Origin of the sequence: Agrobacterium sp. 719_389 (assembly GCF_900188475.1) — a bacterium.
Lineage (GTDB): Bacteria > Pseudomonadota > Alphaproteobacteria > Rhizobiales > Rhizobiaceae > Agrobacterium > Agrobacterium radiobacter.
In genome coordinates this window covers 267,056-281,496 of the sequence record NZ_FYEM01000003.1, presented here as the reverse complement: position 1 = coordinate 281,496, position 14,441 = coordinate 267,056, and the positions used below count along the sequence as shown (strand labels likewise).

General features: G+C 60.7%; 11 protein-coding genes. All 11 read right to left on the bottom strand.

Translation table 11 applies throughout. The features are described 5' to 3' along the window. Positions 1-95: 95 nt before the first annotated feature. Positions 96-500 (bottom strand): VOC family protein, encoded by a 405-nt coding sequence (locus CFB10_RS08295; RefSeq protein ID WP_020011056.1) that lies wholly within the window; start codon positions 498-500, stop codon positions 96-98. Next, a complete protein-coding gene (murJ, locus tag CFB10_RS08290) occupies positions 500-2,089 on the bottom strand; it encodes a murein biosynthesis integral membrane protein MurJ (protein WP_020011057.1) in 1,590 nt (529 codons plus the stop codon). The genes CFB10_RS08295 and murJ overlap by 1 nt, the downstream gene beginning before the upstream one ends. Before the next feature lie 7 nt (positions 2,090-2,096). Continuing rightward, positions 2,097-4,925 carry a [protein-PII] uridylyltransferase gene (locus CFB10_RS08285; RefSeq protein WP_020011058.1) on the bottom strand — a complete coding sequence of 943 codons (2,829 nt, stop codon included), beginning with the start codon at positions 4,923-4,925 and terminating at the stop codon, positions 2,097-2,099. 96 nt (positions 4,926-5,021) lie between these two features. Continuing rightward, complete coding sequence (gene mutS / locus CFB10_RS08280; RefSeq protein WP_020011059.1) at positions 5,022-7,736, bottom strand: DNA mismatch repair protein MutS; 2,715 nt, start codon at positions 7,734-7,736, stop codon at positions 5,022-5,024. Between the two features lie 128 nt (positions 7,737-7,864). Further along, positions 7,865-8,746, bottom strand: a complete 882-nt coding sequence (locus CFB10_RS08275) for a GNAT family N-acetyltransferase (RefSeq protein ID WP_020011060.1) — start codon at positions 8,744-8,746, stop codon at positions 7,865-7,867. A 94-nt stretch (positions 8,747-8,840) separates the two neighbouring features. After that, on the bottom strand, positions 8,841-11,081 hold the full coding sequence (locus CFB10_RS08270; RefSeq protein ID WP_020011061.1) for a hybrid sensor histidine kinase/response regulator: 2,241 nt from the start codon (positions 11,079-11,081) through the stop codon (positions 8,841-8,843). 55 nt (positions 11,082-11,136) lie between these two features. Continuing rightward, positions 11,137-11,625, bottom strand: a complete 489-nt coding sequence (gene lspA, locus CFB10_RS08265) for a signal peptidase II (protein WP_020011062.1) — start codon at positions 11,623-11,625, stop codon at positions 11,137-11,139. Next, the gene (locus CFB10_RS08260) at positions 11,625-12,485 is read right to left on the bottom strand and encodes an RNA methyltransferase (RefSeq protein WP_020011063.1); all 861 of its coding nucleotides are present in this window, start codon (positions 12,483-12,485) and stop codon (positions 11,625-11,627) included. Before CFB10_RS08260 ends, lspA begins: the two co-directional genes overlap by 1 nt. Further along, on the bottom strand, positions 12,482-13,615 hold the full coding sequence (locus CFB10_RS08255; protein WP_026363800.1) for a class I SAM-dependent rRNA methyltransferase: 1,134 nt from the start codon (positions 13,613-13,615) through the stop codon (positions 12,482-12,484). Before CFB10_RS08255 ends, CFB10_RS08260 begins: the two co-directional genes overlap by 4 nt. A gap of 92 nt (positions 13,616-13,707) precedes the next feature. Beyond that, the gene (locus tag CFB10_RS08250; protein ID WP_020011065.1) at positions 13,708-14,049 is read right to left on the bottom strand and encodes a LapA family protein; all 342 of its coding nucleotides are present in this window, start codon (positions 14,047-14,049) and stop codon (positions 13,708-13,710) included. A gap of 65 nt (positions 14,050-14,114) precedes the next feature. Continuing rightward, complete coding sequence (locus CFB10_RS08245) at positions 14,115-14,441, bottom strand: integration host factor subunit beta (protein WP_219256707.1); 327 nt, start codon at positions 14,439-14,441, stop codon at positions 14,115-14,117.

Below are 14,441 nucleotides of genomic sequence, written 5' to 3'. Positions count from 1 at the left end.
TCGAAAAGGCTTGTGGAGGGCCCCGCCCCATGGTTGGAATTGCACGCGCGCTTATGCACCCGCAGCCCCCAGCAATCAAGCGGTTTCAGGGCATGTCAGCCGAGCGGTTCCAGAAGATCCCAGCGATTTCCGTAAGGGTCAACAAAGACCGCAACGGAGCCGTAAACCTCATGGCGCGGCTCCTCCAGAAAGCGCACGCCGCGAGCAAGCATGGTCTCGTAATCGCGCTGGAAATTGTCGGTATGCAGGAAAAATCCGACGCGCCCACCCGTTTGGTTGCCGATGGCAAGCCTTTGCGGTTCCCCATCCGCCTCGGCAAGCAGCAAGGCGCCGCCCTCGGTCCCTTGCGGCTTCACCACCAGCCACCGCTTGCCGTCGCCAAGCGGCTGATCGGAAAGGCATTCAAACCCGAGAACGTCGCAATAAAAAGCCTTCCCCCGATCGTAGTCATCCACGACAAGCGTGACGAGCGCGATGCGGCGGTTTTCAGCAAAGGACATCAGCCCGCCTCCGTCTCGACGTTCTTTTTGCCGCGCTTGCGAATGGCTCTCTTCACCATGCCGATGTCAGCCCCGCCCGAAACGAAAGCCAGCACGAAATACACCAGCATGGCTGCGAAAACGAGAGCCATGATGGTGCCGGCCCGGATGAAAATGGACGAGGCGGAAGACAGCTCGAATGTCAGCCAGGTCAGCGCATAGTGCACGAAACCGGCCATGAGGGCAGCGGCCAGCAGCAGGCGCGGAATGCGGGTGAGCAGCGGAATATCCACCTGCCAGTGGCCGCGCCACAAAAGCATGCCGAACAGCAAAGCGGCATTCACCCAGCCGGCGGTGATTTCGGCAATGGCGATGCCCGGGCCGCCGAGACGCGGAAACAGCGTCAGCGCCAGCGAGACGTTCACCACCACGGAAATCGCCGCGAAGATCATCGGCGTGCGGGTGTCCTCGCGAGCGAAGAAGCCGGGAATGAAGGCTTTGATCAGCACGAAAGCCGGCAGGCCGAGACCATAGATGCCGAGAATCTGCGCAACGGTGATAGTGGCTGAAGGCGAGAAATTGCCGCGTTCATAGAGAAAACGCACGATGGGCTCCGCCATGACGAGAAGGGCAGCGGCAGCGGGCAATGTCAAAAACAGCACGAATTCGACCGAGCGGTTCTGCAGGCTTCCCGCCTCGACCATATGCCCGCCGCGCAAAGCCCTCGCCAGTTCCGGCAAAAGCACGGTGGCGACGGCGATGCCGACGACACCGAGCGGCAGCTGGTAAATCCGGTCCGCATAGGCAAGCGACGAGATCACACCCTCGCCGGCGGAGGCGATATTGGTGTTGATCAGCAGATTGATCTGGGTGATGCCGCCGGTGATCGCGGCGGGTAGAGCAAGGACCAGAAGACGCTGGACGTTCTTCGTCAGCCGGGGCCTGCGGAAACCGATCCGCATGCCGGCATTGCGCACTGCGATCCACACGATGGCAAGCTGCACCACCCCTGCCACCATGACACCCCAGGACAAGGCGTAACCCACCTGCAGGGGATCATAATTCTTCCACCATGCTAAGGCGAGCACGCCGATGAGGATGATGTTGAGAAAAACGGGCGCAATCGCGGCAGCGAAATAACGGTGCAGCGAATTCAACATGCCGCCCATCATCGCCGCCAGCGACATGCAGGCGAGATAGGGGAACATGATGGTCGCGAGCCGGACGGTGTTGTCGAATTTCACCGGGTCTTCGAGGAAGCCCGGCGCAATCACGGTGCGCACGATGAACGGCATCGACAGTTCCATCAGGATCGTCAAAGCCAGAAGCACGGTGAACAGAACGCCGAAGACCTCTTCGGAAAAACGCCTTGCGCCCTCCATGCCATTCGCCTCGATTTCCTTGGCGAAAAGCGGTACGAAGGCCGAATTGAATGCGCCTTCGGCAAAAAGCCGCCTGAAGGTGTTAGGAAAACGGAAGGCGGCATTGAAGGCGTCGGCCACCGGCCCGGTGCCGACGGCGGCGGCCATCAGGGTTTCTCGGAGGAAGCCGAAGATGCGGCTGCCGAGCGTGGCGGTGCCGACGGTGGCGAACTTGCCGATCAGACTCATGGGCGCTTCAAGCCTTTGCCGTGCGCGCGGCAGGCAGGGCCGCCACGTCTGGATGGGCGATGATGCCGTTCGGCATGCGGTCACGCAATTCGTCTTCCTGTTCGCTCATCACGGCCTTCAGGCGCTGCGCAATGCTGGCCTGGCGATTGTCGTTCGTCACCTTCTGGCCGAAGAGATCAGTCACATAAAAGGTGTCGATGACCTTTTCGCCGAAGGTGGTGATGCGGGCAGAGTGAATATCGAGCGACAGATCGGCAATGACCGCCGTCATGTCCGCCAGAAGGCCCGGCCGGTCGAGGCACTCGACCTCGATGACGGTGAACTTGTTCGACAGCCCGTTGGAAATGATGACCGAGGGCGGAATGGTGAAAGCGCTTTTCTTCCTGCGGCTCTTGGTCCGCGTAGCGATCATTTCCGGAAGACGCTGCTTTCCGGAGAGAACCTCCTCGATAAGCTTGCCGACATTGTTGCCGCGCCGCGTCTCATCCTCGTCGATCGGAAATTCGCGATTGATCAGGATCGTATCCAGCGCCCGCCCGTCGGAGGTCGTGAAAATCTGCGCATCCGCGATATTGGCGCCGGCGGCAGCACAGGCGCCTGTGATGATCGACAGAAGGCGCGGATGGTCCGGCGCCAGTACGGTGATTTCGGTGATGGCATGGAAGGAGTGGGTGCGCACCATGGTCGACAACGCCTTTTCCTGCTTGTCGGCCTCACGAATAAAGCGGGTGTGTCGCACCTGATCTTCCAGCGCCACCGTCAGCAGATAGGGCTCATAATGCAGCTTGGTGTATTTGCGCCGCGCCTTCTGGCCCCAATCGTCGAGGGCGTCGTAAAGCGCCTGCCGGGCGATCTGCGCCCGTTCCTTGCGGGAGACTTCCGAAAAACCGCCGGACAGCAGCAGTTCCGTCTCATAATAGAGCGAACGCAGCAGCTGCCCCTTCCAGCCGTTCCACACACCCGGACCGACAGCGCGGATATCGCAGACCGTCAGAATGAGCAGCATCTTCAGCCGCTCCATGGACTGCACCTTGTCGGCGAAATCGGTGATGGTCTTGCGGTCATGCAGGTCGCGCGTCTGGGCGACCATGGACATCAGAAGGTGCTGCTCGATCAGCCAGACAACGGTTTCTGTCTGCTTGCCGGTCAGACGAAAGCGCTGGCAGAGCTTGCGGGCGACGCGTGCGCCGGCAATCGAGTGATCCTCCTGCCGGCCCTTGGCGACGTCATGCAACAGGACGGCGACATAAAGCGCCTCACGTTCCTCAACGCTCGGCATCAGCTGGTTGGCAAGCGGGTGGGCGTCGACGGCCGTTCCCTTGTCCACTTCCGACAGCACGCCGACGGAACGGATCAGGTGCTCATCCACCGTATAGTGATGATACATGTTGAACTGCATCATCGCGACGATCTTGCCGAATTCGGGGATGAATTTGCCGAGCACGCCGGCCTCGTTCATGCGCCGCAGCGTCAGCGCCGGATCGCGTCGCGAGGTGAGGATCGACAGAAACAGCCGGTTCGCCTCCTCGTTCTCGCGAAGAGCGTCATTGATGAGCGACAGCGAGCGGGTGACAACGCGCAACGCATCCGGATGAAGTTCCAGATTGTTGATATCGGCGATGTGGAAGAGCCGGATGAGATTGACCGGGTCGTTCTTGAAGACATCCGGCTTGGCGAGCGCAATGCGCCCCCGGTCCTCGACAAATTCCACCGAGCCGGGAATCTTGCGCACACGATGGGCGAAGCGGCTGAGAACGCCGGAAAGGCCCGGCACGTCCTTTGCCTGGCGATCCTCAAGTGCTGCGCAGACGATGCGGGTCAGGTCGCCCACATCCTTCGCCACGAGGAAATAGTGCTTCATGAAACGCTCGACGGCGGAAAGGCCGGGGCGCGGCTGATAGCCGAGCGCATCGGCAATTTCGCGCTGTATGTCGAAGGAAAGGCGCTCTTCCGCCTTGCCGGTGATGAAGTGCATCTGGCAACGGACAGCCCAGAGAAAATCATCGGCCTTTTCGAACAGCCGGAGTTCCGGCCGAGACAGGACGCCGAGCTTGACCAGATCGGCCGTATCGCGGACGTGGTAATAATATTTGGCGATCCAGAACAACGTGTGCAGGTCGCGCAACCCGCCCTTGCCTTCCTTGACGTTCGGCTCCACCAGATAACGCGTATCGCCCGCCTTGCGGTGGCGCTGGTCACGCTCGGCCAGCTTGGCGGCGATGAATTCCGGCCCGGTGCCGGTGACGACTTCCGACTCGAAACGCTTTTCGAGATCATCGGTCAGGGATTTCTTGCCGCAAATCGCCCGCACTTCCAGAATGGCGGTGCGGATGGTCATGTCGGATTTGGAGAGGCGGATGCATTCATCCACCGTGCGGGTGGCGTGGCCGACCTTGAAGCCGAGATCCCAGAGGAGATAGAGCACGAACTCCACCGCCTTGTGCATATCTGGCGTGTTCTTGGCCGGCAGGAGGAACAGGAGGTCGATATCCGATCCCGGCGCCAGCGTGCCGCGGCCATAGCCGCCGACTGCCGCGACCGCGATCTGTGGCGCATCCTTGGGATAGACATATTGGCAGGCGAGATCATAGAGGATTTCGATCAACCGGTCCTGAAGCCAGGAGATGCGCCGGGCGCAATCAATGCCGCTGCCATCGGCTTTCAGCAGTTCTCTAGCCTTTTCCCGGCCTTCCGCGCTGGCCTTGCGGAAAATCGGCAACAGGTCGGACCTGATATCGGCGGTGCGTTTGCCGTCTTCCTTAAAGATGATGTCGCATTCGCGCTTCAGCGCCGATACATCGAGAATGTCGGAAAAATCCAGGTCCTTGATGGCCATCTATGCCGGTATCCATGTCCTGTGGGATAATCCCACCGCTTGCGATGGGAGTGTCCTATAGCGAGTTTTAAAGGCGATGGACAGGCAATCTATCCCTTACGCCTTGCCAAGTTCTTTCTTCAACGCATAGAGCGCGTCCAATGCCTCTCGCGGCGTCATTTCGTCGGGGTTGAAGCCCTTCAGAGCCTCCTCCACCTTCGATGATCCGGCCTTGCGGGTTTCCTCGCGGCGAACCGCGATCTGGAACAGCGGCAGATCGTCGATCAGCTGGCTGGCCGGGTTCTTGCGGTCGGCATCTTCGAGCTTCGTCAGCACCTCACGGGCGCGCTCCACCACCGATGCAGGCAGGCCCGCAAGCCGCGCCACCTGAATACCGTAGGAGCGATCCGCAGCGCCAGGCCCGACTTCGTGCAGGAAGATGACGTCACCTTCCCACTCCTTCACCCGCATCGTGGCATTGGAAAGGCGGCCGAGTTTTTCTGACAGCACCGTCAGCTCATGGAAATGGGTGGCGAAGAGACCACGGCAGCGATTGACCTCGTGGAGATGCTCGACCGCAGCCCAGGCGATGGACAGACCGTCGAAGGTCGCCGTGCCGCGGCCGATCTCATCGAGAATGACCAGCGAGCGATCCGTCGCCTGATTGAGGATGGCTGCCGTTTCCACCATCTCCACCATGAAGGTCGAGCGGCCGCGCGCCAGATCGTCGGACGCACCGACGCGGGAAAACAGCCGGTCGACGACGCCGATATGGGCGGCTTCCGCCGGAACGAAGGAACCGATCTGCGCGAGGATGGCGATCAGCGCGTTCTGGCGCAGGAAGGTCGATTTACCGCCCATGTTCGGGCCTGTCAGCAGCCAGATCGCACCATTCTTGCCGCCGTTCACAGCCGACAGGTCGCAATTATTGGCGATGAAGGGTCCTGCCGACTGCCGCCGCAGCGCCTGTTCCACCACCGGATGACGCCCGCCCTTGATCGCAAAGGTCATGGAGGCATCGACGATCGGGCGGCAATAGGCCTGTTCGGTCGCCAAATACGCGAGGCTCGAGGCGACATCGATGACGGCAAGGGCGGCTGCACCGGCCTTGATCGCTTCCGCCTGCTGCACCACGGCCTCAACCATACGCGCGAAGGCTTCCAGCTCCATGGTCAATGCCTGCGCTGCGGCATTGGCGATGCGGCTTTCAAGATCGGCAAGCTCTGTTGTGGTGAAGCGCATGGCGCCTGCCATGGTCTGGCGGTGGATAAAACGCGCCTTGGCTTCATCCGTCGCCATCATCACATCGGCGTTGCCCGCCGTCACCTCGATGAAATAGCCCAGCACATTGTTGTGCTTGATCTTCAGCGATTTGATGCCGGTCTCGTCGGCATATCTCAGTTGCAGCCCGGCGATCACGCGGCGTGACTGGTCGCGCAGCGCCCGTACCTCATCGAGTTCGGGATTGGCGCCTTCGCGCAGGAAACCGCCATCGCGCTTCAGAAGCGGCAGATCATCGGCGAGCATCGATCCAAGCATGGCCTCCAGCCCACTCGGCAGCGCTTTCAAATCCGCGAACGCCGCCGCAAGCTCATCGGGCAACAATCCCTGATCGAGAATGGCGGCGATCCTTTCGGCCGAAGCCAGCCCCTGCCTGATGGCGCCGAGATCGCGCGGGCCGCCGCGCTCCAGCGCAAGGCGCGAAAGCGCACGCGGCATATCCGCAACCTGTTTCAGCGCATCGCGCAGGCTATCGCTGAGCGACACGTCATCGATGAGATAGGCCACCGCATCGAGGCGGGCATTGATCTTTTCCGGATCGGTCAAGGGTGACATCAGCCGCTCGGCCAGAAGCCGTGCGCCGCCGCCCGTTACCGTGCGGTTCAAAGCATGCAGCAGCGATCCATCCCTGTCGCCGGAGAGCGTCTTCACCAGTTCCAGATTGGCGCGGGTGGCTGGATCGATGAAAAGGGTCGAAGCGGCACTTTCACGCTCCGGTGCGCCGAGAGGCGGGCGCTCGGCGATCTGGGTCTTTTCGACATAGGCCACGGCGGCTGCGGCTGCGGCCATTTCCACGCGTGAAAACGTGCCGAAACCATCCAGCGTCGAAACGTTGAAATAACGGGCGATGCGCCCTTCCGCGGTCGCACTATCGAAGAGAATAGCCGGCTGCGGCACGGCCACGCGGCCCAGCACATCGAAGACCGGTCGCAGTTCCTCGTCATGGAACAGGCTGTCGGCGACAATCAACTCCCGCGGATCAATGCGCCAGATATCGGCGAGAAGCCGGGTCAGCGTGGTTTCCGCCAGACGGAAGACGCCGGTGGAAATATCGATCCAGGCGAGCGCGAACTGCGCCTCGGCGCTGCCGCGAATGCGGGCGAGCGCCATCAGATAGTTGGATTCCGTCGGCGACAGCAGTTTTTCTTCGGTCAGCGTGCCGGGCGTGACAAGCCGCACCACATCACGCTTGACCACGGATTTCGATCCGCGCTTCTTCGCCTCGGCGGGGTCTTCCACCTGCTCGCAGACGGCGACGCGATAACCGCACAGGATGAGCTTCTGCAGGTAATCATCCGCCGCATGGACGGGAACGCCGCACATGGGAATATCGTGCCCCATGTGCTGGCCGCGTTTCGTCAGCGTGATGCCGAGCGCGCGGGAAGCCTCGACCGCATCGTCAAAGAACAATTCGTAAAAATCGCCCATGCGGTAGAACAGCAGCGAACCGGGATTGTTCGCCTTGATCTCGATATATTGCTCCATCATCGGAGTGGCCGTCGCACGGCTCTCTTCCGAGATCAGGGAAGCGGTTGTCAGAACGTCCGTCAATGGCCTGCCGATGTCATATCGTGTTGCGGAAAAGGAGCGCCGACACTAGCGGCAATGCCCGCCCCTGCACAACACGCACCGAGCCGCTGCCCACAGGAACATCCCGAAAGGTCCCGATTATAAGCCGGTCAGCCGTTGATGCGCTCGGCCTCACCGCCATAATAGCTGATATAGCGGCCGGCGATAGACGATACCGGCAGAACCACGAGAACATCCGTCGTGTTGAAGGCATGGTCCACAACCGCGCCGGAGCCGAACATGGCGCCAAGACGCATATAGCCCTTGATCAATGGCGGCATGGCGTTCAGCGCCTTGCGGGCGTTGAGCGCTTCGGCCGGCACGAGGTCCATCTCATGGTAAAGCTCGGGAAGGGCGGAGGCCGCCCACTCGCCCTTGGCCACGCAATTATGATGCAGGAAGGACAAGGCAAGCGCATGGGCCTCCGGCTGCACGCCGGGGAAGGAAGCGCAGCCGATCATGGCATCCATGCGGTGTTTCACGGCATAGGCCCAATTGCCCTGCCACAGCAGCTCGACCGTGCGCTTGGTGCGATACTCCGGCAGCACGCAGGAGCGGCCAAGCTCCATGAAACGCTTGCCCGGATGGCGTGCGACCAGTCCCGCGATATCGAATTCGCTGGCGGAATAGAACCCGTTATTGGCGAGCGCCGTTTCCTGCCGCAGCAGACGGTATGTGCCGACGATCTGGTCTTCGCTATCGCCTTCGATCGCCTTGTCGAGGACGAGCAGGTGATCGCAGACACTGTCCCAGGCGTCGATGTCGCGCTTGCGGCGCATCGCCTCTGCGGGAAGCCGCGCCTTCATTTCCTCGACGAAAATCCGGTAACGCACGGATTGCGCGGCATCGATCTCGCGCTCATTTCTGGCGAGCCGCGTTTCCAGCGTGCCTATACGACCGAAAAGACCCTCATTGTCCTGAGCGGTCTCAGGGCGAGGATGAACGACAACATTGCTTTCACAAATGTCGTGATTGAGGATTTCGGCAACCATGGGGAATCGCTCCGCCACCAAAGAATTTTCCTGTCATAAATCACTAATTGACGACAGAATAGTGACAAAATGTCACCAGCGCGAGTCTGTCAAGTTATGATGGCAACAGGCGTTTCGCCTCCAGCAGCCGGCGGATTTCCTCTACCAGCCGTCGCGGGTCGGCAGGCTTGGTCAAAACTGCGCCGGCGCCGGCCTGCAGCAGGATTTCGGCGGTCGCGTCACTCGTATCTCCGCTGAGCACGATGACGGGAATATTTCTTTCCCCCTTCAGCGTATGGAGAAGGTCGGGAAGCACATCGAGCCCCTCGCCGCCCGGCATGTTGAGATCGGAGACGATGAGGTCAGGCAGACGGGACACGCCCGGCACCACCGATTGCCGCAACGCCTCAAAGTCCTCGACAGCACGGACGATATAGCCGCTTTTTTCCAGAACGGCACGGACGATGCGCTGATTGACGGCATCGTCTTCGGCCACGAGTATCTCGATACCGCTCGCACCCTCCGCCACCCGCGAGGAAAATCCCACATCCGGGTGGTTGTCGTTGATCGCGTCCCGCCGCTCTATCCCGCGCAGACGGCCGCACAGGACATCGATCAGGGATTTTTCGCGCAGCGGCCGGATTAACCAGGCATCGAAGGAAACATGCATGGTCGACGGTCGTTCCTCCGGGCTGACCAGCAGCGTGCGGCGAACATTCTGTTGCGGCCAATCTTTCAGCGCGTCTCTGAACAGCGCCGAAATGCGTCGGTCAACGATGATATCGGTGAGATCGTCCGCCCGGACGGCAGACTCTTTCCGCAGTTTTTCAAGATCTTCAGGCTGGTGGATGAGGATACATTGACCGCCGAAAGCCTCGATAGCCTCCATCGTCACCGCCGCCGCCACGCCCTTTGGCGCGATGAGCAGGACATTGGTATGCCGCAGGCATTGACGCCGCCCGGGATCCGCCATTTCGGCAGGTGCGCCGCCCGGCCGGAACGTCAGTTTGAAAGTGCTGCCCTTACCCTTTCGGCTGGAAACCGTGAGACTGCCGCCGAATTCCCGCACGATACGGGCGGAAATCGCAAGTCCGAGACCAGTGCCGGCGCTTCGCTGCGACAGCGGGCCTGCCTGTTCGAATTCACCGAAAATACGGTCCTGCTCGGCCTGGCTCATGCCCGGACCGGTATCTTCGACAGTGATGTGCAATTCGTTGTCGACCATGCGCGCCCGGATGGCGACGCCGCCTTCCCGCGTGAATTTGACGGCATTGCCGAGAAGATTGAAGAGGACTTGACGCAGCCTCGCCGGATCGAAATCAAGATGATCGGGCACGTCAGGCGTAACGAAGGAGGTGATTTCTATGCCTTTTTCATGGGCCCGATGGGCCAGCATCTCAACAATGCTCTCGATCAGGCGCCGAAGGTTTTCCGCGCGCGGATTGAGCCTGAAGCGCCCCGCTTCCATCGTCGAATAATCCAGCAGGTCCTCGACCAGCTGCACCAGCGACTGGCCGGACTGCCGCATGCCGTCGAGATAATTGCGCTGTTCTTCGTTGAGTTTCGTCTGCGACAGAAGATGGTTCATGCCGAGCATGCCGGAAAGCGGCAGGCGGATTTCGTGGCTTACGGTGGCAAGCAGCCTCGCCTTTTCGGCATCGGCCTTTTCGGCCCGCAACCGGGCGTCTTCCCGCTCACCGAGCGCAAGCCGCTCTTCGGTCACGTCTCTGGCGATACTGCTGATGAGAAGCCGGCTGCTTTCGAGATCCCGTGTCACGACATCATGCCAGGAAAAGATGCGTTGACCGAAAGGCGTCGCGATCTCCACGTCATATGCATGGACCTTGTCACCCGGGCGGAAGGCAATGCCGATTTCCTCGCAGCTCAACCCTTCGGGGGCCGCACAGCCGGTCATTTCCCGAAAGACCCGGTTCGCCTCGACAATGCGCCGGTTCATGTCGCGGATAACGACGATATCGCCCATGAATTCCTGCATTTCGGCAATCAGCGAGCGGTTTTGCGTCTGTCGCAGTCGGAGATCGGAATCTGCAGCCAGCGCGCCGGGATGCCGGGAGGATTCGCCGAAGAGCGCGTAAAGCAGGACACCGACAAGCACGGCGCCAAAGAAAGTTGCCAGCGTAACAGTAACCGCATAGGGCACCGCAAGCGCGATGAGGGCTGCGGAAAAAGCCCCAACAGACAGCGAAACGGCGACATAGAGCGCAATCGATCTGGCATCGGTCGCATGTTCTTCATCCGCATGGCGCGTTGTCTTTTCGACACGCTCTGCCGGCTGCGCCGCCGTGGCGGCCAGGCCATCTGAAACTTTCTGTCGAAGTCTTGCCAGTTCGCTCATAGGCAACCGCTACCACGGCAGCGGTTTTGATATGTTTGGCCGAAACCCTAAAATTTTACTTTTTAGCCGCCCGGACGTGCAAAAACTCGTCGAGAATGACGCAGGCTGCGCCGATGGTTATGAAACTGTCGGCCAGATTGAAAACCGCGAAGGACCATGTCTGCGTATAGAACAGGATATAGTCGATGACGTGACCGTAGAAAAAGCGGTCGAGAAGATTGCCGGCAGCACCTGCGATGATGAATGCGAAACCGAGATGGGCAAAGGTGCGGTCCGCCGCCGTCTTGCGCCACAGCCACAGAACGAAGACCACGATGACGAGCCGCATGCTGACGATGAACCAGCCGTGCATGTCCTCCAGCATCGAAAAGGCCACGCCGAGATTGTAGGTGCGGTAAAGCGCCAGAAATGGAGCAACGGGAACCATCTCCTGCAGCGGCAGATAGGCTTCGACCAGCTGCTTGACGATCTGGTCCAGCACCAGTGCGGCAACGATCAGCGCAAAGGCCGGACCGAATTTCGAGAACAATGCCGCTTTGGCCATTACGTCACCGGTGCGAGTTCGAGGAGATGTCGCCGCGCCTCAAACAGCATGACGGCGGTTGCGATGGCGAGATTGAGGCTGTCGGCGCGGCCCTGCTGGGGAATGCGCGCCAGTTGGTCGGCCTTTCCGGCGAGTTCCGGCGGCAGGCCGGATTGTTCGTTGCCCATTAAAATCACGACCGGCTTGCCGGCATAATCGATCTTTCGATAATCAACCGAACCCGCCAGATGGGTGGCGACGACGCTGACCTGCGCCGATTTTTTCCAGGACAGGAATTCTTCGACCGAAGCGCGGGCAACGGGCGTTGCGAAGACCGAACCCATGGTGGCGCGCACCGTTTCCAGTGAAAACGGATCCGTGCAGTCGCCGACGAGAATGACGCCTGAAGCGCCCGCCGCATCCGCGGTGCGGATAATAGTGCCGAGATTGCCGGGATCACGCACCCGGTCGAGCGCGATATAGGTCTCGCCCTTTTCCGGGCGGATATCCTTCAGCGGCTTCCATTTCTGTTCGAAAATGCCGACGACCATCTGCGGATTGTCGCGGCGGGTGATCGAGGCGATGACCTTTTCGCTGACTTCGAGCACCAGCCCGCCCGTGGCGACCGTCTTCACCGCCGCCTGCTCCACCAGCGGCTTTCCCTTGGCGGCCTTGGCATAAACCAGCGTCTTGATCGTCCAGCCGAGCTCGAGCGCGTCGATGACCAGCTTCAGGCCTTCAGCCATGAAGGTGCCGGTCTCTTCCCTGCCCTTTTTCTGAGTGAGCGCCTTGATGTCCTTGATGATGGGGTTGGCAAGGCTGGTCACTTCCTTGACCTGGCCAACCCGGCGCGCGGTATTTTCACGCATATCCTTCATCATTTCGGCTCCCAGCGGCTGAACAGTGATGTCGAAAGCACGCGGCCCGGCGTCTTGCCATCAAGCCCGGCTTCACGAATGACAAGCTCGCCGGACGCCACGACGCCACCGGCGCCACGCATGGTTTCGCGCATCAGCTCATGCATCGAATAGAAGCTCGCCCTGATCGAATAGGCCGTCAGCACAAGGCCGAGCGCCTTGGGCGAAAGGATTTCGCGGCAGATATCCAGCATCAGGGGCAGATGGTCGAACAATTGCCAGACTTCGCCATGAGTGCCGCGGCCGAATTTCGGCGGGTCGGTGAGAATGATGTCGTAGGTGCTGCCGCGGCGCTCCTCACGCTGGATGAACTTCATGGCGTCTTCGCAGATCCAGCGGATCGGCGCCTGTTCGAGCCCGGCAAGCGCTTGGTTCTCCTTCGCCCAGCCAATCGCTTTCTTGGAGGCGTCGACATGGGTCACTTCCGCGCCCGCTGCCGCCGCAACCAGCGAGGCGACGCCGGTGTAACCGAAGAGGTTCAGCACTTTCAGCGGCCGATCGGCGGTCTCAACGGCATGTTTCAGCCATTCCCAATGGACGATCTGTTCCGGGAAGACGCCGACGTGACGGAAGGCCGTGAAACGACCAAGAAAATCGACCCCGAGCAGGGAGAGAGGCCAGGTCTCACCGAGCGCTTCCTTCGGAAAGCGCCAGCGGCCCATGCCGTCCTCATCGGTATCACCGGTGAAAATGGCGTCGGCATTCTGCCATACACGATCGGGAACCGACGGTTGCCACAGGGCCTGCGCCTCGGGACGAACGACGCGGTAATCGCCATATTGTTCGAGCTTCAGGCCGTTGCCGCTGTCGATCAGGTGAAAATCGCCGGCGCCGCTCGATTCCAGAATGACCGGAACCTGTTCTGCGGGACGTTCGCCGGTGCGAGGCTTGAGCGGCCGCGCGGGCGCCTGCTCAACGGCTGTCGCGGCAGCGACCTTTTCCCTCGGCGCAGCTTTTGGCACGCTGCGGACTGCGTCCGGCTCGCGCTTTTTCGGTGCCACTTCCGCCCGTCGTGCCGGCTTTGCGGCATGAACCTGTTTTTTCTCGCTCCCGGCACGCGCACGATTGCCCGGCCGGCTGTCTTTTTTCTTCAATGGAAATCTTTCCGCTTCTGCCCGCGTCTTATCGCGCAGCAAATACCATTCCATTTGCCGCTCGCCTAGAGCCAGAACGAATGTCGGCTACATCACTTTGCCGGGAGCTGGCCGGCATTTGGAACATGGCTGGTGACAGCGGCTTTCTGCCGGTTCGCCTCGTCATGCCAGCGAACGGCCTCTTTTGCCTCGATACGGGCGCGCTTGCGGTGCTTGCCCTGCGCAAACCAGGTGGCCGCCGATCCCAGCAGCACGCCGAAAATGACCGCCAGGAACAGGAAGACAAAAAACGGCGCAGTGAAGGACAGAACGCCGTCTTCCGGCCGGAACGGATTGAGCGCCAGCGTCACGGCCTGGCGATTGGCCACGCACAGGATGACGAGGATGATCGCCAGCGGAAGCAGGATGATGAGATTGATGATTTTTTTCGACATCCGACAATACTCCATCGCAGCAGGCGTTCCACCGGCTCCTTTTCAGTCGCCAGGGGCAGGGACGATCAATCGTCCTCTTCGTCGCCCATACCGGGGTTCAGGCGCTCACGCAGCTCCTTGCCCGTCTTGAAGAAAGGCACCCATTTTTCCTCGACGAAAACCGACTCACCCGTGCGCGGGTTCCGGCCGGAACGCGAAGGACGGTTTTTGACCGAAAATGCGCCGAAACCACGAAGCTCAACACGATTTCCTGCCGCAAGGGCATCGGTGATTTCATCCAGCACCGCATTGACGATGTTTTCCACGTCACGGTGATAAAGGTGCGGGTTACGCGCAGCAACGATCTGCACCAGTTCAGACTTGATCACGGTTGCCCCCTGAAAGAATTGGAT